This is a genomic window from Pseudomonas sp. C7.1, from assembly GCF_056312395.1.
In genome coordinates this window covers 3,922,458-3,941,262 of sequence record NZ_JBWDTL010000003.1, presented here as the reverse complement: position 1 = coordinate 3,941,262, position 18,805 = coordinate 3,922,458, and the positions used below count along the sequence as shown (strand labels likewise).

Here is an 18,805-nt window from a genome sequence, read left to right as displayed (position 1 = left end):
GTTGCGTTGCTTTATCCACAGTTATTATATTTGGTTATGCTATGGGCACTTTAGTACGCTTACGCTCAACAATGAGCTTTTCACTACTAGTATTAATATGTTTCGGGGGGACGTTTTTTCATGTGAGATATGGATATTCATGGCCTTCTAGCGGCCATGCTTTCGGATCTGATGATGCCTTTATCAGCTATCGATACGCGGCAAATTTATTTGCCGGCCATGGGCTTGTTTTTAATCCTGGCGAGACCGTTGAGGGTTATTCAAATTTTCTCTACGTTCTGCTGATGACACCTGGGATGTTATTGGGTTATGAGCGGATTTATTCATATAGCGTGCTGGTGAACTCCACACTTTTCTTTTTTTGTTGCGTGGTGCTTTCTCGAATAGTTAAACAGACTCTAGGAAGCATGTATGGTGTTATCGGCGGGGTAATGCTTGCGTTGACGCCTGCACTTTGGGTTAATGCCGCAACAGGCCTAGAAAGCGTATTAGTCCTGTTAATATATTTGTCAATGTGGCTGGTGTTGGCGCAGCCAAGTCCTAAATTAATAGTTTTGTGTTTGGTTTCCCTTGCGTCAATTCTGACCCGAGTTGATGGGTTTATCTTGCCGTTAATTACAGTAGGCGTGCTCTGGCTTACGGATAAACGGAGAGAAGCATATTGGTTGTTAGGCTTTGTTGTTATTAGTATGCTGGTTTATACGGCGGTGCGCATGTCCTATTATGGCGACTATATAGCTAATACGTACCATGCAAAAATAACAGGTGAGTTGTTTGGGCGCATCATAAGTGGCGGCCAGATATTATACCGGCAGGGTATTTTAAATGGCGTGTTTGTTTACGTTGCTATTACTGCGGCTGTCCTGTTGTTTTGTCGAGATGTTGTCGGTAGGAATTTATTTCCTTTAATTATTTTAGCCGTCACTCTGCTCTACTTCATCTATATTGGCGGGGATATCTACTATGAGCGATTTTTATTAGTTGTTTATCCTGTAGGTATATTCTTCACCTTAATTGCATCAAAAAAGATGAACTCAAATGCTTTAAAATCAGCATTCCCTTTAATCGCGCTGTCGGCTGCCTTTATTCTAATTTTTCAGGATGCAAGATTTTCATACCACGTCAAAACTTACGACATGTGGAATAATCTCGGTCGCTTTTTAGCCAAGGTAGATCCTGGATCACTTTTAGCTATTGATGCAGCGGGGAAAGTGCCTTATTACTCAGGACTTTCGACTTTAGATATGCTGGGACTAAATGACAGGCATATCGGACAGCGCTCAATGCCAATAGAACCGTTCATTGTGGGGCACGCTAAGTATGATGCAGATTATGTATTATCGAAACGCCCCACTTTGATCGCGGCGTGGGTGTTACAGGGGCAAGACTTACGCTGGGGTCTCACACGAGATAAATACGGCGCCAACTATGAAATTAAGTACTTAGTGAACTCACTTTTTGAAACTAAAGGCAATGATATTCTTGATGTTCAGGGGCTCTCCCAAGATGAAATTAATGACCTAATAACATCTGGATATAACTATGCTGTATTGGGGCGACGGGACCAGCTCAATAAAATGCCGCTGGTAAAATAAGAAATATTATATTCGGGTTACTTAATTGTTTCGCCGCTGCACTCTTTCTACATGCTTTGCTTACTGCTTAATCTGCTGCATGTCAGATTTTACAGACTGGCATGCGTTAATAGAGTAATTATTTGTAATTTTACGGCCGTGTAACCTGCACGGTTTTTCTATATATCGAAATGTTAACTCGGCAAATAGCAGACTGGATAAGCACCAGGCAAGAGTGAAAACAATAGCGGTAATTATTTGAGGTTCCTCGCTTAAATTCGGAGGGAAAAATAGTATTCTCAGTACGCAGTAAATTGGCCAGTGCGCGAGATATAGAGCGTAGGATCGGGAGCCTAACCAACTCAGAGCCCTCCCCGCAAGGCCTGATGGTGTTAGAGAATTTCCGCTAATACACAGAAAAACAAGCGCTGCGCCCACGAGAGAGATCAGGCCAATCGTAGACACCGGCGACTCTATATTCTCAACAAGTGAGGGCGTCGAGACTAAGGCTAGGATTAGAAGCATAAGAACCAAAGCCTTTTTTCTGCCGGCTGTGATGTACTTAATGGTGGCCAGTTTTTTGATTTTATCCCCATGCATTGCAAGTAGAACACCCCAGATCAATCCATCTGGACGTACATACCAGCCCAAGCTGAATACTGGTCGATGCAGGAAGAATAAAATTACAATAGATAAAAGCAGAATCAGTGTAAGTGCGCGCTTTTTTATAACTAATATCAGCAAGGGTAACAATAAATAAAACTGCTCCTCCTGAGATAGGCTCCAATAGACTCCGAGTACTCCAGCGCGACTGCAGAATTCGCCCCAGTGTATTGTGCCAATGCAGTACGCCCAGTAAAGGTTAGCGGTATTTGTGAATGCGGCAAGCGCATCCCTTAAAACTGTTTCGAGTGAGCCTATAAGTGGATGATTTTGCCAAATAGCAGCCATCGCAACGGGAATGCAAATCCACAGCCAAGCTGCCGGAAGCAAACGAAAGGACCGACGCACCCAAAAAGCCTTCAGATCGTTTTTCCAAGGCACCTGATTATCAAATTTGCACTTTACTGTCTGCAATAAGCCGGCAATCAAATACCCAGATACAACAAAAAACAAGTCGACGCCTTGCCACAATTGGAGGTGGGGCAGCCTGTCTACAAGTAAATCCCTTGTGAAATAAAGCAGATGAGAAGCTAGTACGAGAATAATCGCTAATGCTCTTAGGGATTCAATATCAATGTTTCGCTTTTTTTCGTGCATGCCAGGCAGCTCGCTAAATATTAATTATCGGAATATCCGATATGGCTTTTACAGGATATTTTTTATACAGTGCTGCATCTCATCTCAAAGACAGCTTACGAAACGCCATCGCTAATATTCTCGGATCTTCGTTGGCAGGTTTGTGTGCATCTGGCAGACGGAAGGTGAACGTATTCAACCCAGCGTTTAGCAGTTCTGGGGCGAAACTGAAGCGAATCTCCCGCTCCCCTCCGGCAAAGCGCCCTTCGTAAACTTGTTGGCCATTGAGCTCGATAGTAAGGGCTTGATTACCCAGAAAACCTGCCTGCAAATTGGCCTCACCGCTTAGGCTGTGCTTGCTAAGCATCAGGGTTAGGCTGGCATATTGTCCTTCACTCCAGCGAAAACCTGCTTCTAAGCCGTAAAAGCTTTTGAAGATCGCTTGGGCAGAGTCATAGGGAATGTCGATAAGGCCACTGAAGGACGGAAGTTTATGGCTGCGGAACTCAGCCAATCGTTCTTCGTGGCGACCTTTACTGTGGAGAAATTGGGGGTAGCGCCAATCGAATAAATATTCGGGGTATTGATCAACGTTGGGCTCGACGTTCCACTTCGAGCTGTAGGGATTAAATAACCCCTGATAGGTATTGATGTAGATGGCAAGCAGGCCGCTGACCATCAAAACCGCGTACATGGGACGTCTCTGCTGACCTAGCGCAGCCAAACTACTGAAAAGGCCCACGAAGAGGCCAGGCAAGGCATCGACCATCAAGCGAGCGCCGAAGGAGTAGCCTGCCCACCAATGAGGGAACTGGCTAATCGACAATAGATGGGCGAGCGGCCAAGCGAGGCTGATCAGGCTCAGCTTCGCCAAGGTCTTGTTTCGTGGCGCTAGCCTAATGGTCAAAAGTAGAGATAGCAGCAGGAAGGGCGAAAAAATCAATAGTCCGCGAGCGGGACTGAGCAGGTTGCCGTACAGGGCTGTTGCAAAGTCGCCGGCTTCCAAGCGCTTCGGTAAATAGTAGTCCGGCAGAATCTGTGCGAACTCGTGCAGGCTCCACCCCATAAAACCAAGCAGAAGCAGACCCAGGGTAACGCCTGCGAGCACTGCAGATTTTTTATCTTGAAGGAAGTAATACAGCAGCAGGAAGGGCGCCAGTAGCGCCAGGGTCGGCCGACAGAGATAGGCCAGAAACAAGCTCAACCCGATTAGCGCCGGAGCGAGTAAAGCCTCCGGTTGCCGGTGACGGAGCACCAGGAAGATAGCTGCACTGGAAAAGACCAAGGCGAAGTCATGTGACCACAGCGCGGTTCCCACCGTGCTCGCGAGTGAGCTACCGAACCAACAAAGCCCTGCCAATAGAATGCTTCCGATCTGGCGCAGGTAGAGCCTGGCGGTCTTGTAAAGGATGAAGGTGATAAGCAGGGCGGCCAGTGTGGCTAACACCATTTGAATAAGAGGCTCATCCTTGGTCATGTCGAAGCCAAAGGAATTAGCGATGGCCACAAAAGGCGTGCTGACTAGGGCGGTGCCAATGGGGAAGTAGTTATAGAAATGTCCGCCTTTACGGTGGATGACGTACCCATAGCTGTCGAGAAACGTCTCACCATAAGCATCAAGCTTCACGCTGCCATGCTGTGCTATGGCCTGACTAACCAGCAGTGTGCCGTGAGGGTCGCTACCGGTAGCATTTATTTTCTGTCCAGCGATCACCACCACGATCAGAAAGGCGAGAAGCCAGCCAAGCCAGCGATGGTTGCCGAGAGCGAGTTTGTTGCCGTCCCTATCGGTTCTAAAGAAGTGCTTTGGCATTTTTATTTTTGCTCTTGATGGCAATATTCGAACAGTTTCAGGAGTTCAAAAATAGATTGCTAAACGGATTTTATGAAGTGTTTTTGATAAGTGTCAAAAGGTGAGCGCTATGTGCCACTGGTCTGCCGCTATAGAATAATTGTATATAGCGGAAGCTGAACACATACTAAATTGAAGATTTGATCGTATTATTATTTTTTATCGGGATTAGTTGGTTGGGCTTGAATTAATTGGCTGCTAAATATGAGCAGCCCAATCAATAACGCAACAGCTAGGGGCATGAAAGTTCTGAATTCCTCTACTCTCGAGATAAGATAATGGCCAATTACAAACAGAGGGCATACCAAGGCTGTTGCCTGAATAATTTTAGGTTGCCACTTCCAGGAATAAAAAATGCAGGCCATTGGTACAAGTGAAACTAGGATAAAGGGTAGGTTTTGAGGGGCTAGATTCAGAATCTGCTGGGTATTGTAGGTGTATTGCCAAAATCCGCCCAAATAATCGCGGGGTCCTGAGTAGTGCTGAGCGATACCGGCAGCGATAGCGACAATTACACCGGAGAGTACGCTGGTTTCCAATACGGTGCGAGCGAGCGGGCGGCGAGCAAGTAAGCAAAATATAAAGTAGATCGGGGCAATAAATATAATGGTGGTCTTGATTGTTGCGCCAACGGCCGCAGTCAACAGCAGCCACCCAAAGCGGTTGCTGTCTATCAGGAGGAAACAGAGTGCAAAGATAAAAATATTAATTTCCTCGGCAGGTTGGATGTGCGCTAACGAGGAGAGGTTGTAAAACATGAAAAACAGAACAAGCGCAGTCAGGGATTTTTCGGTTGAGACAAAGCGAACTGCGAGAATGAACATTGCACCTCCGGCAAGTGCCAAAAAAGCAAAGCGCTCCAGTAGATAAGAATGAAGGATGCTCAAGCCGAGGCCCTGGTGCAGCGCCTCGGGAATCAAGAATGAAAGTACTCGCTGTTGCAGTGGCGATGGCGCTTGGCCTGTCATGTTGGCGTAATGCCAGCCGTCCCATGCGGCAAAAATGCCACCTGCCACTTTGACGTACTCAATCATAGATAGAAAACTGAGCAAGACAGACAGCGCTATGCCTATTATTAAAGGTCGATAACTCAGTGCTTGAGCAGTGCCGGCTGTATGAGTCTGCATGCTGATCTCCTGATGGTCGAGTTTGACCGTCACAGTGACAGCCTTTTGAAAAGTGCTTCGGGGATGTTTTTGATAACAGCCATGATCAGCCACCAGAATCCGGGCGTATAGAGCACGTCCTTCTTCTTCTCAAGGGCCTTGTCGATATCCTGAGCAACTTTCTCCGGTGTGGCCCACAGCGGACCTTTGGGAAAGGAAGCGGTCATTGGGGTGTCGACGAAGCCGGGTTTGATGGTAAGCACTTGCACGCCGCTTTTTTGCAGTCGGTTGCGCAAGCCCTGAAGGAAGATGCCCAGAGCACCTTTGGCGGTGCCGTAGATGTAGTTAGATTGTCGGCCGCGGTCGCCTGCTACTGAGCCGATCACGGCGATGCTGCCATGCCGTTGCGGCTCGAAGTGATTGGCTAGCAGTGTCAGCAGGGCAATGACGCTGAGGGCATTGGTTTGCAACTCCTGCAGGGTTAGCTCGACGCTTTGCTCACAGGCCTTTTGGTCGCTAAGGGTGCCATGTGCGATCAGTACCCGATCCAAGCCGTTTAGTTCGACTTTTACCTGTTCCAATAAGGCCTCATGAGTTTCCAGTGCGTTTGCCTCGAAGGGGGCGCAATGCACGGCTGCAGCGCCCCGGACGCGCAGATCCTGCGCCAGGCTCTCCAGGCGCGAACTGTTGCGCGCGAGTAAATACAGACTGTGCCCTTGGGCGGCGAAACGTTTGGCGCAGGCTTCGGCAATCGCCGAGGTGGCGCCGATGATCAGAATTTTTTGCATGGGTTTAGTCCAGGCCGAGCCGGCGCGATTGCAGGGAGGCGAATTTGCCGAGGGCGCCATAGTGGGCGCGAACTTCTTGGAATTGCTGCCAGTTGGGTTGGCTTTGTTTAAACGTGGCCTCACTCATGCGCGCATCTTTGGCCAGATACAGGCGGCCACCATAGGCCAAGACCATGCTGTCCAATTCGTCCAACAACTCCAGCAGGCCCGTCTCCAGTTTGAAGTCCAGCGCCAGGGTGTAACCTTCCATGGGGAATGAAAGCAGGTTGTTGTTGGCGACGCCGAAGGTTTTCAGTACGGCCAGGAAGGAGCCGCGATGGGAGGCCGAGATACGTTCAAGAATTGCGCGCATGCCTTGCAGGCCGGCGGCTTTGGGGATAACAAATTGATACTGTACAAAGCCCTGTTTGCCATACAGACGATTCCACTGCTGGATGCCGTCCAGCGGGTAGAAAAAACTCTCAAAAGATACCCGTTGTTTGGACTCTGGCTTGCGGATGCGTTGGTAGTACAGCTCGTTAAAGGCTTGTACGGAGTATCGGTTAAGCAGTGCGGCGGGCATGTCCGCAGGCACGCTCAGTGCTCGTTTTTTTGGCAGGAGCATTTGGCCGTCGCGGGCGTGCTCACCCACCATTAATAGTGAGCGGCCTAATGCCTGGCCTTTGGCCAGGCAATCGATCCAGGCCACTGAATAGGTGCTGGCGTTATGGGTCTCAAATAGCTCCAGCGCTTCTTCGAGGTTGGCGGCCTTGAAGGTGGTTTGGTGGACATAGGCGCTTTCGATACGCAGCAGACGTAGCGTAGCGGTCACGATTAGCCCGGTCAGGCCCATGCCGCCGCAGGTGGCGTGAAACAGTTCGGGGCGTTCAGTACGCGAACACTGAACCTGCGAACCGTCGACCAACACTAGCTCAATGCTGTCGACGTATTCGCTGAAGCAGCCATGCAGGTGATGGTTTTTACCATGTACGTCACTGGCAATTGCACCGCCGACGCTGACGAACTTAGTGCCGGGAGTGATGGGCAGAAACCAGCCGCGCGGGACAAATACATCCAGCAGCTCGCCTAGGCTGATACCGGTCGCGCAGGTCAGTAGGCCGCTTTGCGTATCGAAGCTGTGCAGGCGATTGAGGTGTCGCGTGCTGATCAGCGTATCGGCCAGCGCGCTATCTCCATAACTGCGACCCATGCCGCGACCAAGCACGGTCCCCTCTTCGCTCAGAATCGCTAAGGCTTCTGGCGTGGTCTGCGGCTGAATCAGTTGTGCGTCATGCAGTGGGTAGCGGCCCCAGCCGTGAGTCAGCATGTTGGTTGCACCTGTTGGCGAAATACAAAGCGTTTGTCCAGTTCGTACTTGGTCACATAACCAATTGCTAGACCCAGTACACCGCCGAGATAGCGCATCAAGTCATTGCCGAAAAATAGGTGAAAGGACAACTCGAGCCCCCAGAAGATGGCGGTAGTAATCACACCGGTGGAGGCGTACAGGGCGAAAATCTTGCCATCATGGGCTGCGCTCTCAGCCTTAAAGCTGAAAATGTAGCGTTTATCGAGGGCGTATTTAACAATTAAGCCAATGCCTGTTCCGGCAATGATCGACAGTGCGATAGCATGACTGCCGTTGTAGGCGAGCAGGAAACCAGCTTGCGCACCTATGTTGGTTGCTGTCGCGATCGCAGCAAGAAGCGCGTAGATAGCTGCCAGTTTCATAACTCTTCCCTAACACCCAGCCGAGGCAAATAGCATGCATGCTACCGTAGCGCCGCGCTCGTCTCTAGCGCAAATTCGTGGGATGTTCGCGTTGTTGCGCCCGCGCCAGTGGGTGAAGAATGTATTTGTTTTCGCCCCTTTAATTTTCGCGGGCGAGTTTCTCAAGCTGCAGTCCATCGAAAAAGTGGCGTTGGCGGCACTGATTTTCTGCGTGGCCTCATCGGCCACTTATATCCTTAACGATCTGACAGATATCGAGCGTGATCGTCGTCATCCGAAAAAATCCAAGAGCAGGCCATTAGCTTCGGGCCTTGTCTCGGTACCGCAGGCAATAACATTATTGCTGGTTTTATATGTTGCACTTTTGGCCGCCTGGCTTGTAATGCCTGCGGTACTTTATGTGGTGCTGGGATATTTGCTGCTTAACCTGGCTTACACATTCGTGCTCAAACATCAGCCGGTAATTGATATTTTCACGATTGCGATTGGTTTCGTCCTGCGCGTGTATGCGGGTGCCATGGCGTTGTCAGTGCCGGTATCGTCTTGGATGTTTGTTACCACGCTGTGCCTCGCACTGTATTTGGCGGCGGTAAAGCGCGGCCAAGAGCTTGCCAGTAACGGTAGTGACAGCCGCGAAGTACTGCAGCACTACACGCCGGCATTGATTGATCGCTATGCCCAAATGGCTGCCACCGGCGCTCTATTGTTTTACAGCCTGTTCGTCATGACTGCGCGTCCCGAGATGGTGATGACCATTCCGCTAGTGCTTTATGGGTTGTATCGCTACTGGTTCATTGTCGAGTCTAAAGACTGTGGCGAATCACCGACTGACGCCTTGCTGGGTGACTGGCAATTGCTGCTGACAGTCGCTATCTGGGGCGTTGTGTCTGCTGTTTCGATCTGGCCGGAGCAGCCGTTATGACGTTTGATATTTCATATGGGCTCATGCCCTTTGTCGCCTGGCTGCTGGCCGGTTGTAGCAAATTTGCCATCAACAGTATGCGTGCTCGGCGTCTAGCGTTCGATTTGATTGGCTATGGCGGAATGCCGAGTAATCACAGCGCCATCGTTTGCAGCATGGCGGTATTGATTGCTTTGCGCGAAGGTGTGGCGCATCCGGCGTTTGGTGTGGCCGTGACGCTGGCCTTTATCGTGCTGCTTGACGCTAATAGCCTGCGCAAACAAGTTGGCCTGCATGCGCAGGCTATCAATGCGCTGTCGACTGAGGAGCAGAAAGCTCCCCTGCGTGAGCGTATGGGACACAGTCGCGGTGAAATACTTGTAGGGTTGCTGGTTGGCGCTGTGGCGGCCTGGCTGGTGTGGCGCTGGTGTGGAAGTCTGCTCGGCGGGTTGTTGGCAGCCTTGGGTTGAGAGGAATCGCAGAGTGAAGAAGTTACTGGTAACAGGCTTAAAAGGCTTTGTCGGGCGCCATTTGCAGGCACTGCTTGAGGGGGCGGGGTCCTCTTGGCAGTTGCTTGAATCGCCGGCCCATAACCTGCTTGAGCCGGCCTCGCTGGATGCCTGGCTGCAGGATGAATGCCCAGATGCCGTTATCCACCTGGCCGGGCAAACTTTCGTGCCCGAAGCCTTCCGCGACCCAGCGCACACCTTGCAGGTCAATCTGCTCGGCACGCTCAATCTGCTGCAGGCTCTCAAGCATCGAGGCTTCAGTGGTACCTTCCTCTATGTCAGTTCGGGCGATGTATACGGCCAGGTTGCAGAGACTGACTTGCCAGTCGTCGAAACCCTGACACCGCAGCCGCGCAACCCCTATGCAGTGAGCAAAGTTTCCGCTGAACTGCTTTGCCAACAGTGGAGCTATACCGAGCCGTGGCGCATCATAGTGGCTCGCCCGTTCAACCATATCGGTGCGGGTCAGGGCGACTCTTTTGTGATCGCCAATATGGCCAGACAACTAGTTCGGGTGCGCCAAGGGTTGCAGCCACCGCATCTGGAAGTGGGCGATATAGACGTAACCCGCGACTTTCTGGATGTTAGGGATGTCATCGAGGCTTATCTACTGCTGATAGAACATGGCCGTAATGGCGAGATCTACAACGTATGCTCTGGCCAAGAACGTAAAGTTCGTGACCTGATCAGCGAGATGGCCGAGCTGGCTGGGGTGGAGGTGGAGTTGCTGCAAGACTCGGCACGAATGCGCAAGGCCGAACAACGGCGAGTTGTCGGCAGTTCAGAAAAACTACAAAAAGAGACCGGGTGGAAGCCTGGCGTCAATATCACGGAAACCCTGCGCAGAGTGCTCTCTGACTGGGAAGAAAGAGAACGACAATAAAATGACAAAAAGTGCATTGGTTACGGGTGTTACAGGCCAGGATGGCGCGTATCTGGCAAAACTGTTGTTGAGCAAAGGCTATGAAGTTCATGGCCTGGTGGCACGACGTAGCAGCGATACCCGCTGGCGCTTGCGCGAGCTGGGTATCGAGTCGCAGATTAGCTACCTGGATGGCGACTTGGCAGATGCCTGCTCGATTCAGCGCGCGGTGATCAAGGCCAAGCCACAGGAAGTCTACAACCTCGGCGCTCAGAGCTTTGTCGGCAGCTCCTGGGATCAGCCGGTGACCACCGGCATAGTCGATGGCCTTGGAGTCACCCACCTGCTTGAGGCAATACGCCAGTTCAGCCCAGAGGCGCGTTTTTATCAGGCCTCGACCAGCGAAATGTTCGGCCTGATCCAGGCCGAGCGCCAGGATGAAAACACCCCGTTCTATCCGCGCAGCCCCTATGGCGTGGCCAAGCTTTATGGCCACTGGATTACCGTCAATTACCGCGAAAGCTTCGGGCTGCACGCCTCCAGCGGCATTCTGTTCAACCATGAGTCGCCGCTGCGCGGCATCGAGTTTGTCACCCGCAAGGTCACCGACGCAGTAGCGCGGATCAAGCTGGGTAAGCAGCGGGAATTGCGTCTGGGCAATATTGACGCCAAGCGCGATTGGGGCTTTGCCGGCGACTATGTTGAGGCGATGTGGTTGATGCTGCAGCAAGACAAGGCCGATGACTATGTGGTGGCGACAGGCGTAACCACTACGGTGCGGGAGATGTGCCGCATTGCCTTTGCTCATGTGGAACTGGACTACCAAGAGCATGTGGTTATCGACCCTGCGTTCTTCCGCCCTGCGGAAGTGGAAGTGCTTTTGGGTAATCCAGGTAAGGCCGAGCGGGTATTAGGTTGGACGCCGAAAACCAGCCTCGAAAGGCTGATCCAGTCGATGGTGCAAGCCGATCTTAAGCGCGTGTCCAAGGAGTAGGTCCATGCTAGTTCCCGTGATCCTCTCCGGCGGCGCCGGAACCCGTTTGTGGCCGGTCTCCCGCGAAGGGCAACCCAAGCCCTTTATGCAGTTACCCGATGGTGAGTCGCTGCTGCAAAAGACCTATCGCCGGGCTGCCGAATTGGTCGCACAGGGTGGTGAAATAGTCACGGTGACCAACCGCGACTATTACTTTCAAAGCAAAGATCATTTTCTTGCTGCCAAGCTCCCCAGCCTCCACGCGCACTTTATTCTCGAGCCTTTGGGGCGCAACACTGCCCCTGCCATAGCGGCGGCGGCGCTGGTGATGCGTGAGCGCTACGGTGATGAGGTGATGATGGTGGTGATGCCGGCCGACCATCTGATCCAAGATGCTGAGGCGTTTATGGCGGCGGTTACACAGGCGTCCGCGCTGGCGGCGGATGGTTATCTGGTGACCTTCGGTATTCGTCCTACGGCACCCGAGACCGGCTTTGGTTATATCGAGGTGGGCACAGCTCTGGGTCAGGATGGCGCTGCTCTAGTCGAACGTTTCGTCGAGAAGCCCGACCAAGAGACAGCCGAGCGCTACCTGGCCAGCGGCACCTTTCTGTGGAACTCGGGGATGTTCTGCTTCACCGCCAGTACGCTGCTAGAGGAGCTCGCAACCCATGCCCCCGAGCTGCTCGAACTGGCCGCTGCCTGTGTGAGCGCAAGCCCAGCCCAGGATCTGGGCGCGGTGATGCAACAGGAACTGAATGCCAAGCACTTCGCGGCCCTGCCGGATATTTCCATCGACTATGCACTTATGGAGCGCTCAACCAAGGTCGCAGTGGTGCCTGGCGCCTTCGGCTGGAGTGATATCGGTTCCTGGGGAGCCATGAGCGATCTGGTCGAGCCGGATGCGCAGAACAATCGGGCGACGGGCGAGGCGATCTTTATCGACAGCCGCAATACCTTCGTACAGAGCGATGGCCGTCTGGTGGCCGCCGTCGGGGTAGACGACCTGATCGTCATCGATACCGCCGACGCTATTCTGGTAGCGCATGTTGATCGCGCCCAAGATGTGCGTCAGGTGGTCAAGCGCCTGAAAGACAGCAACCACGATGCTTACCGTCTGCACCGTACGGTGAGCCGACCCTGGGGTACCTATACGGTGCTAGAGGAAGGGCCACGTTTCAAGATCAAGCGGATCGTCGTCAAACCGAATGCCGCTCTGTCGCTGCAGATGCACCATCATCGTAGCGAGCATTGGGTCGTGGTGCAGGGGATGGCCAAGGTCACCAATGGTGAGGGTGCCCGCCTGGTCAACAGCAACGAATCCACCTATATCCCGGCCGGGCATAAACATCGCCTGGAGAATCCGGGGGTGATCGATCTGGTTATGATCGAAGTGCAGAGCGGCGAGTACCTGGGCGAGGACGATATTGTCCGCTTCGAAGATCAATACGGTAGGGCTCTGTAGTGGCCATCGGTATGGCGCGCGCGGTGTGGAATTATCGCGGATTCGTGCTGGGCAGCGTCAAGCGTGAGTTTCAGACGCGCTACCGTAACTCGTTGCTGGGCGCGACCTGGACCATCCTCAATCCGCTGTCGATGATCATCGTCTACACGGTGATCTTCTCCCAATTGATGAAAGCCCGCCTGCCCGGCGTGGATAACAGTCTGGCCTACGGTATTTATCTGTGCGCGGGGATTCTCGCCTGGGGCTTTTTCGCCGAGGTGATCGGACGTAGCCAGTCGGTGTTTCTTGAACACGCCAACCTGATCAAGAAACTCAGCTTCCCGCGGATCTGCCTGCCGCTAATCGTGGTGCTGAATGCCGGGGTCAACTTCGCGATCATCTTCGCGCTGTTTCTCGGCTTTCTATTGGTAACTCAAAACTTTCCCGGCTGGGCCATTCTCGGCGTGATTCCGGTGCTGCTGATTCAGATCGCCTTCTCCATTGGCCTGGGCATTATCCTCGGCGTGCTCAATGTGTTCTTTCGCGACGTTGGGCAATTCACCGGGATTTTTCTGCAATTCTGGTTCTGGTTTACCCCCATCGTCTATCCGTTGTCGGTTCTCCCCGAAGAGATTCAACCCTGGATCGCGATGAACCCGATGGTGCCGCTGATCTCTGCGTACCAGGGGATTTTTGTCTATGGCCAATGGCCTGACTGGTCTGCGCTTTGGCCGACTGCGCTGCTCGCGGCAGCACTGTGCCTACTGGGTATGCGCCTGTTCCGCAAACGCTCCGGTGAAATGGTGGACGAACTCTGATGGGCAGTATTCGCGTTAGCCAGCTGGGCAAGGCCTACAAAAAGTACCCCACGCGCTGGTCGCGCCTGGCCGAATGGCTGATCCCCTTTTCGCGGCCGCGGCACCAGCTGCACTGGGTGCTGCAGGACGTGTCCTTTCATGTTTACCCCGGCGAGGCGCTGGGTATTATCGGGGTCAACGGCGCGGGCAAGAGCACGCTGCTGAAAATGATCACTGGCACCACTCAGCCCAATGCCGGGCATATCCAGATCGAAGGCCGTGTCGCCGCGCTGCTCGAACTGGGCATGGGTTTTCACCCGGATTTCAGCGGCCGGCAAAACGTCTTTATGGCGGGTCAATTACTGGGCCTTAGCATGGAGGAACTGCATGCGCTGATGCCCGAGATCGAAGCCTTCGCCGAGATCGGTGAATATATCGACCATCCGGTGCGCACTTACTCCAGCGGCATGCAGATGCGCCTGGCCTTTAGCGTGGCGACGGCGCGCCGTCCGGATGTGTTGATCGTCGATGAAGCACTGTCGGTGGGCGACGCCTATTTCCAACACAAGAGCTTCGACCGCATCCGCGAGTTCCGCAAAGCGGGCACCACACTGCTGATTGTTTCCCATGACCGCCAGGCCATTCAGTCCCTCTGCGACCGCGCAATCCTGTTGGTCGGTGGCCAGTTGGCGCTGGAAGGCACGCCCGAGGAGGTGATGGATTTCTACAGCGCCATGTTGGCAGAAAAGGAGCAACAAACGGTGCGTCAGGAGCGCCTGGCAGGCGGTCAGATCCGCACCATCTCCGGTACCGGCGAGGCAGGTTTTGCTGATGTGGCCTTGATCAATGAACAAGGGCAGCGTATCGAAGTTGTCTCCGTCGGTAGCACGGTTACGCTGCAGGTGGTCGTTGATATCAAGGCCGATATCCCACGCCTGGTGCTGGGCTTTATGATCAAGGACCGCATGGGGCAGGCCATTTATGGCATCAATACCCATCGCCTGAATAAGCCGCTGGAAAATCTTAGGGCGGGTGAACAGGTGACTTACCGCTTCGAGTTTCCTGCGCGTCTGGGTAAGGGCAATTATTCCATCGCCTTATCGCTGTCACGTCTTGATTCGCACCTGGATACCAACTATGAGTGGCGCGATTTCGCCCTGGTATTCCATGTCATCAATATCCGCCAGCCGGACTTTGTCGGCTGCGCCTGGCTGGATTCGCACGTATTGATCGAGCGTACGTCGCCTTCGGCAATGCCTCAAATAACCAAAGGCTCGAAAGAAAACCATGCGCTTCCTGATTGAATGTACCTACGTCTACGAGCATCCGCAGGACAACTCCGGTATTCAGCGGGTCGTGCGCAATATTGTCAACAATCTGAATACGTTAGATGGCTCTGCCGAATGTATTCCGGTCATTCTTAAAAATGACAAGGTTTATAGCGTGACCCAGCTTAGCCCGCTTGCGGGGCAAGATGTGCGCGCGCGCGCGCAGACTTGGTTGTCGCGTCAGCATGACCGGCTGGGTCGCCTGCGCAATCGCATCTGGTTGGCCTACGGGCAGCGTGAGCGCAAGTGGCCGTTTCATCATTCGCCAGTGCTGCGATTTTTCTTGCGCTTGAACTGCAAGGCCCTCAGCTTTTGTTTGGCGCTACCGCAAAAGTTACTGGCTGTAGTATCGCTGAGCTATGTAGACAAATCGCGTGCATTTGAGATGGAGCCCCGGCCGGGTGACGTGCTGGTATTACTGGATTCGTCTTGGCATGCCGACTTCTTCCCAGTCGCCGAGCGGCTGCAAGAAGAAGGCATCGGTATTGTCTCGGTTATCTATGACCTGATTCCGCTGACCCATCCGCAATTTTGTGATGAGGGTTTGGTGCGCGTCTTCGAGCAATGGTTCGACTGGATTGCACGCACCGCCGACGGCTTCATTGCTATCTCACAGACCATCAGTGATCAGGTACGCAGCGAAGTGCAGTGGCGTCTGGGGCGTGATATGGCGGAGCAGCGTTGGTTCGATCATTTCCATCTAGGGAGCGAGCTTGATCAAGCACACCCTGGTGCTGTTGTGCGTCAAGATATACAACGCATGTGCGCAGCGCATTCGGTTTACCTGATGGTCAGCACTATCGAGCCACGGAAAAATCACGCCTATTTGCTTAATGCGTTTGAGCTCTTGTGGGATGAAGGCAGTGATGTGGCGTTGTGCTTTGTTGGCAAAATAGGTTGGAAGACCGAAAAATTGATCGAGCGAATCAAGCAACATCCGCAACTGAACAAGCGCTTGTTTATGTTCAACGATCTCAGCGATCGCGAGCTCGAATATTGCTATAGCCATTCCCGGGCACTGGTCTTTCCGTCCTATGTCGAGGGCTTCGGCTTGCCGCTGGTGGAAGCCATGCAGCGCGGTCTGCCGGCAATGGCCAGTGATATTCCAGTATTTCGTGAGATCGGTGGTGACACCATGGCTTATTTTGGCCTGTCTGAACCAGAGTCTTTGTGCCGACTGGTGCGTCGGTTCGAGGCCAATGGTCAGTTTCCTGCACCTCTTAGCTTAGATAACTGGTCTTGGCTGTCTTGGTGTGACTCCGCCATGCAGTTGATTGGCCGCGTTCAAGGGCAAACTGAGAGACAGTTGGAAAAGCGCGCCGGCACGAAAGCTTATGCCGACTTCGGTCGTCCTTAACGCCAGCATCCTGCGCGCGCCACGCACCGGCATCGGCCAGTATCTGGTCGAGCTGGTTCAGGCGCTGGCGGTCGATCCGGATCTGGAGCTGGAACTATTCAATGGCTGGAGCTGGCAGCTTGAGTTACCCGCCGCCGCACTACCGGGCTATCCCCGAGCGAGTGGACTGATCAAGCGCTGGGTGCCGAATGCCTATGCTTTGCGCCGGCTGATCGAGCAGCAGCGCTTTAGCCGCGGCTGTAATGGTGCCGATCTTTATCATGAGCCGAGCCTGTGGCCATTCGAGTTCGCCGGGCCTATGGTCATGACCCTGCATGACCTGACCCATGTGCACTATCCGCAAACCCAGCCGCGTGACCGCCTGGCCGAAATCGAACGGCGCATCGGGCCGGCGATTGAACGGGCGGGGTGCATTTTGGCGGACTCGCAGTTCGTCGCGGATGAAATTTGCCGGTATTACGGCGTAGCAGCCGAACGCGTGAGAGTCGCACCTTTGGGCTACGCGTCGCGCTTCCATCCCCGCCAGCCGGAGCAGTTGCAGGGCTGTTTGTCCGCGTTAGGGCTTGAGCCAGGCGGCTATTTGTTGTGCGTCGGCACCCTGGAGCCGCGCAAGAATCTGGTTCAGGCGCTGCGTGCCCATGCCTTGCTGCCCAAGGCCCTGCGCACACGTTTTCCCTTGCTGATCGCTGGCATGGCAGGCTGGCGCAGCGACTGTTTCGCCGCCGAGTTGCAAACGGCGTTGGCCAGCGGCTATGTGCGCCTGCTCGGCTACCAGAGTGACCAGGCATTGGCCGAACTGCTGGCCGGCGCGCGTTTGCTGCTGTTCCCGTCACTCTACGAAGGTTTCGGCCTGCCTGTGCTGGAGGCAATGGCCAGTGGCGTGCCGGTGCTGCTGTCGCCGCAAGCGGCCTTGCCCGAGGTGGCCGGCCCCGCCGGCATCTATCTAGAGGCGGGCGATGACCAGGGCTGGAGCGAGGCGATTATCCGTTTCATCGAGGATGACGCAGAGTGGCAACGGCACCGGACAATGGGTTTACAACAGGCGCAGCAGTTCTCCTGGAAACGCTGCGCAACTATCACTACTGCCGCCTATCGGCAGGCGCTGGAGCACTGAATGCGGATTCTGCACGTCTTCAAGACATACTTGCCGGAAACCGTAGGCGGTATCGAACAAGTGATCTATCAGATCTGCCAGAGCGGTATTGCCCACGGTATCGAGAGCCATGTGCTGACGCTGAGCGCCAACCCGGAGCCGCGTGACCTGATGCTCGCCGATCACCATGTGCATCGGGCCAAGCTGGATCTGCAACTGGCCTCCACCGGGTTTTCCTACAGCGTATTGGGTCGCCTGAAGGCGTTGGCCGCCGAAGCCGACGTGATTAACTATCACTTCCCCTGGCCCTATATGGACGTGCTGCATTTTGCTGCACGGATCAAGAAACCGACGGTGGTCACCTATCACTCGGACATCATTCGCCAGAAGCACTTGCTCAAGCTCTACCGTCCGCTGATGAACCGCTTTCTAAATAGCGCCGACCGCATAGTGGCGGCCTCGCCAAACTACCTGGCGACCAGCGATGTGCTGACGCATTACCGTGACAAGACCTCGGTCATCCCCTACGGCCTGGAGAAGGCAGCCTACCCGGCACCCTCTGCGCAATGCAGCGCGCAGTGGCGACAGCGTTTCGGCGAGCGCTTTTTCCTGTTCGTTGGAGTGATGCGCTATTACAAAGGCCTGCATATTCTGCTCGAGGCCTTACAAGGCACACCGTATCCGGTGGTGATTGTCGGTGCAGGCCCCCTGGAGTTGGAGTTACGTGCGCAAGCGCTGGCCTTAGGCTTGGTCCATGTGCATTTTGTCGGGCGTGTGGGCGATGAAGACAAGGTGGCTTTGTTACAGCTGTGTAGCGCCATCGTCTTTCCCTCGCATCTGCGCTCCGAGGCGTTCGGCATCTCCCTGCTGGAAGGCGCAATGTATGGCAAGCCGATGATCTCTAGCGAGATAGGCACCGGCACCAGCTATATCAACATTCATAACCAGACCGGCTTGGTAGTGCCGCCGAGCGACCCGTGGGCCTTCCGCGAGGCCATGCGCACGCTGTGGGAAAACCCCGCATTGGCGCAGCAGATGGGCCAACAGGCCGAGCGGCGCTATGAACAACTGTTTACTGCCGAACGCATGGGACAGCAGACAGCTGCGCTATACCGTGAGCTGCTAGAAAGCAAACAATCACCGACTTAGCTAGCAATCTTTCGCGCGGCTATTTCGACGACGAAAAACTAGCAATTGCTTACCGCTGACTACTCACTTTCCGTTGCACGGTAGGTCTGCATCTGATGCATGGGCGTGGTGGGCAACCCAATG

General features: G+C 53.8%; 17 protein-coding genes. 11 read left to right on the top strand and 6 right to left on the bottom strand.

Annotation, left to right across the window (positions count from 1 at the left end):
• Positions 1–41 precede the first annotated feature (41 nt).
• Entirely contained in the window at positions 42–1,595 is a 1,554-nt protein-coding gene (locus AC0T4W_RS21795; RefSeq protein ID WP_476322757.1) for a hypothetical protein, read from the top strand.
• Positions 1,596–1,655: 60 nt separating this feature from the next.
• Here the strand turns inward: AC0T4W_RS21795 and AC0T4W_RS21790 are convergent, their stop codons facing one another.
• The 6 genes from AC0T4W_RS21790 to AC0T4W_RS21765 form a co-directional block, all read right to left on the bottom strand.
• Complete coding sequence (locus tag AC0T4W_RS21790; RefSeq protein WP_476322754.1) at positions 1,656–2,834, bottom strand: acyltransferase family protein; 1,179 nt, start codon at positions 2,832–2,834, stop codon at positions 1,656–1,658.
• Between the two features lie 79 nt (positions 2,835–2,913).
• Complete coding sequence (locus tag AC0T4W_RS21785) at positions 2,914–4,626, bottom strand: hypothetical protein (RefSeq protein ID WP_476322751.1); 1,713 nt, start codon at positions 4,624–4,626, stop codon at positions 2,914–2,916.
• A gap of 191 nt (positions 4,627–4,817) precedes the next feature.
• Complete coding sequence (locus AC0T4W_RS21780; protein ID WP_476322748.1) at positions 4,818–5,792, bottom strand: hypothetical protein; 975 nt, start codon at positions 5,790–5,792, stop codon at positions 4,818–4,820.
• Positions 5,793–5,821: 29 nt separating this feature from the next.
• Positions 5,822–6,559 (bottom strand): SDR family oxidoreductase, encoded by a 738-nt coding sequence (locus tag AC0T4W_RS21775; protein WP_476322745.1) that lies wholly within the window; start codon positions 6,557–6,559, stop codon positions 5,822–5,824.
• Between the two features lie 4 nt (positions 6,560–6,563).
• On the bottom strand, positions 6,564–7,865 hold the full coding sequence (locus AC0T4W_RS21770) for an FAD-binding oxidoreductase (protein ID WP_476322742.1): 1,302 nt from the start codon (positions 7,863–7,865) through the stop codon (positions 6,564–6,566).
• Positions 7,859–8,269: a GtrA family protein gene (locus AC0T4W_RS21765; protein ID WP_476322739.1), complete on the bottom strand. Its 411-nt coding sequence runs from the start codon at positions 8,267–8,269 to the stop codon at positions 7,859–7,861. The genes AC0T4W_RS21770 and AC0T4W_RS21765 overlap by 7 nt, the downstream gene beginning before the upstream one ends.
• Positions 8,270–8,303: 34 nt before the next feature.
• Between AC0T4W_RS21765 and AC0T4W_RS21760 the strand changes: the two genes are divergently transcribed.
• From AC0T4W_RS21760 to AC0T4W_RS21715, 10 genes are read left to right on the top strand one after another with little or no spacing between them, the layout of a single operon-like run.
• Positions 8,304–9,191: a decaprenyl-phosphate phosphoribosyltransferase gene (locus tag AC0T4W_RS21760; protein WP_476322736.1), complete on the top strand. Its 888-nt coding sequence runs from the start codon at positions 8,304–8,306 to the stop codon at positions 9,189–9,191.
• On the top strand, positions 9,188–9,640 hold the full coding sequence (locus AC0T4W_RS21755; protein ID WP_476322733.1) for a divergent PAP2 family protein: 453 nt from the start codon (positions 9,188–9,190) through the stop codon (positions 9,638–9,640). The genes AC0T4W_RS21760 and AC0T4W_RS21755 overlap by 4 nt, the downstream gene beginning before the upstream one ends.
• 13 nt (positions 9,641–9,653) lie before the next feature.
• On the top strand, positions 9,654–10,562 hold the full coding sequence (locus tag AC0T4W_RS21750; protein ID WP_476322730.1) for a GDP-mannose 4,6-dehydratase: 909 nt from the start codon (positions 9,654–9,656) through the stop codon (positions 10,560–10,562).
• A 1-nt stretch (position 10,563) separates the two neighbouring features.
• A complete protein-coding gene (locus AC0T4W_RS21745) occupies positions 10,564–11,535 on the top strand; it encodes a GDP-mannose 4,6-dehydratase (protein ID WP_476322727.1) in 972 nt (323 codons plus the stop codon).
• A 4-nt stretch (positions 11,536–11,539) separates the two neighbouring features.
• On the top strand, positions 11,540–12,979 hold the full coding sequence (locus AC0T4W_RS21740; RefSeq protein ID WP_476322724.1) for a mannose-1-phosphate guanylyltransferase/mannose-6-phosphate isomerase: 1,440 nt from the start codon (positions 11,540–11,542) through the stop codon (positions 12,977–12,979).
• A complete protein-coding gene (locus tag AC0T4W_RS21735) occupies positions 12,979–13,776 on the top strand; it encodes an ABC transporter permease (protein WP_476322721.1) in 798 nt (265 codons plus the stop codon). Before AC0T4W_RS21740 ends, AC0T4W_RS21735 begins: the two co-directional genes overlap by 1 nt.
• Positions 13,776–15,059, top strand: coding sequence for an ABC transporter ATP-binding protein (locus AC0T4W_RS21730; protein ID WP_476322718.1), 1,284 nt, complete (start codon positions 13,776–13,778; stop codon positions 15,057–15,059). The genes AC0T4W_RS21735 and AC0T4W_RS21730 overlap by 1 nt, the downstream gene beginning before the upstream one ends.
• Entirely contained in the window at positions 15,043–16,440 is a 1,398-nt protein-coding gene (locus AC0T4W_RS21725) for a glycosyltransferase family 4 protein (protein ID WP_476322715.1), read from the top strand. The genes AC0T4W_RS21730 and AC0T4W_RS21725 overlap by 17 nt, the downstream gene beginning before the upstream one ends.
• Positions 16,418–17,554 (top strand): glycosyltransferase family 4 protein, encoded by a 1,137-nt coding sequence (locus AC0T4W_RS21720; protein WP_476322712.1) that lies wholly within the window; start codon positions 16,418–16,420, stop codon positions 17,552–17,554. Before AC0T4W_RS21725 ends, AC0T4W_RS21720 begins: the two co-directional genes overlap by 23 nt.
• Positions 17,555–18,682, top strand: coding sequence for a glycosyltransferase family 4 protein (locus AC0T4W_RS21715; protein ID WP_476322709.1), 1,128 nt, complete (start codon positions 17,555–17,557; stop codon positions 18,680–18,682).
• Positions 18,683–18,805: the final 123 nt, after the last annotated feature.

Bases quoted from the DNA above. Each gene is read 5' to 3' on its own strand.
- AC0T4W_RS21795 (WP_476322757.1), top strand. From the start codon at position 42: ATGGGCACTTTAGTACGCTTACGCTCAACAATGAGCTTTTCACTACTA.
- AC0T4W_RS21790 (WP_476322754.1), bottom strand. From the start codon at position 2,834: ATGCACGAAAAAAAGCGAAACATTGATATTGAATCCCTAAGAGCATTA.
- AC0T4W_RS21785 (WP_476322751.1), bottom strand. From the start codon at position 4,626: ATGCCAAAGCACTTCTTTAGAACCGATAGGGACGGCAACAAACTCGCT.
- AC0T4W_RS21780 (WP_476322748.1), bottom strand. From the start codon at position 5,792: ATGCAGACTCATACAGCCGGCACTGCTCAAGCACTGAGTTATCGACCT.
- AC0T4W_RS21775 (WP_476322745.1), bottom strand. From the start codon at position 6,559: ATGCAAAAAATTCTGATCATCGGCGCCACCTCGGCGATTGCCGAAGCC.
- AC0T4W_RS21770 (WP_476322742.1), bottom strand. From the start codon at position 7,865: ATGCTGACTCACGGCTGGGGCCGCTACCCACTGCATGACGCACAACTG.
- AC0T4W_RS21765 (WP_476322739.1), bottom strand. From the start codon at position 8,269: ATGAAACTGGCAGCTATCTACGCGCTTCTTGCTGCGATCGCGACAGCA.
- AC0T4W_RS21760 (WP_476322736.1), top strand. From the start codon at position 8,304: ATGCATGCTACCGTAGCGCCGCGCTCGTCTCTAGCGCAAATTCGTGGG.
- AC0T4W_RS21755 (WP_476322733.1), top strand. From the start codon at position 9,188: ATGACGTTTGATATTTCATATGGGCTCATGCCCTTTGTCGCCTGGCTG.
- AC0T4W_RS21745 (WP_476322727.1), top strand. From the start codon at position 10,564: ATGACAAAAAGTGCATTGGTTACGGGTGTTACAGGCCAGGATGGCGCG.
- AC0T4W_RS21740 (WP_476322724.1), top strand. From the start codon at position 11,540: ATGCTAGTTCCCGTGATCCTCTCCGGCGGCGCCGGAACCCGTTTGTGG.
- AC0T4W_RS21730 (WP_476322718.1), top strand. From the start codon at position 13,776: ATGGGCAGTATTCGCGTTAGCCAGCTGGGCAAGGCCTACAAAAAGTAC.
- AC0T4W_RS21725 (WP_476322715.1), top strand. From the start codon at position 15,043: ATGCGCTTCCTGATTGAATGTACCTACGTCTACGAGCATCCGCAGGAC.
- AC0T4W_RS21720 (WP_476322712.1), top strand. From the start codon at position 16,418: ATGCCGACTTCGGTCGTCCTTAACGCCAGCATCCTGCGCGCGCCACGC.
- AC0T4W_RS21715 (WP_476322709.1), top strand. From the start codon at position 17,555: ATGCGGATTCTGCACGTCTTCAAGACATACTTGCCGGAAACCGTAGGC.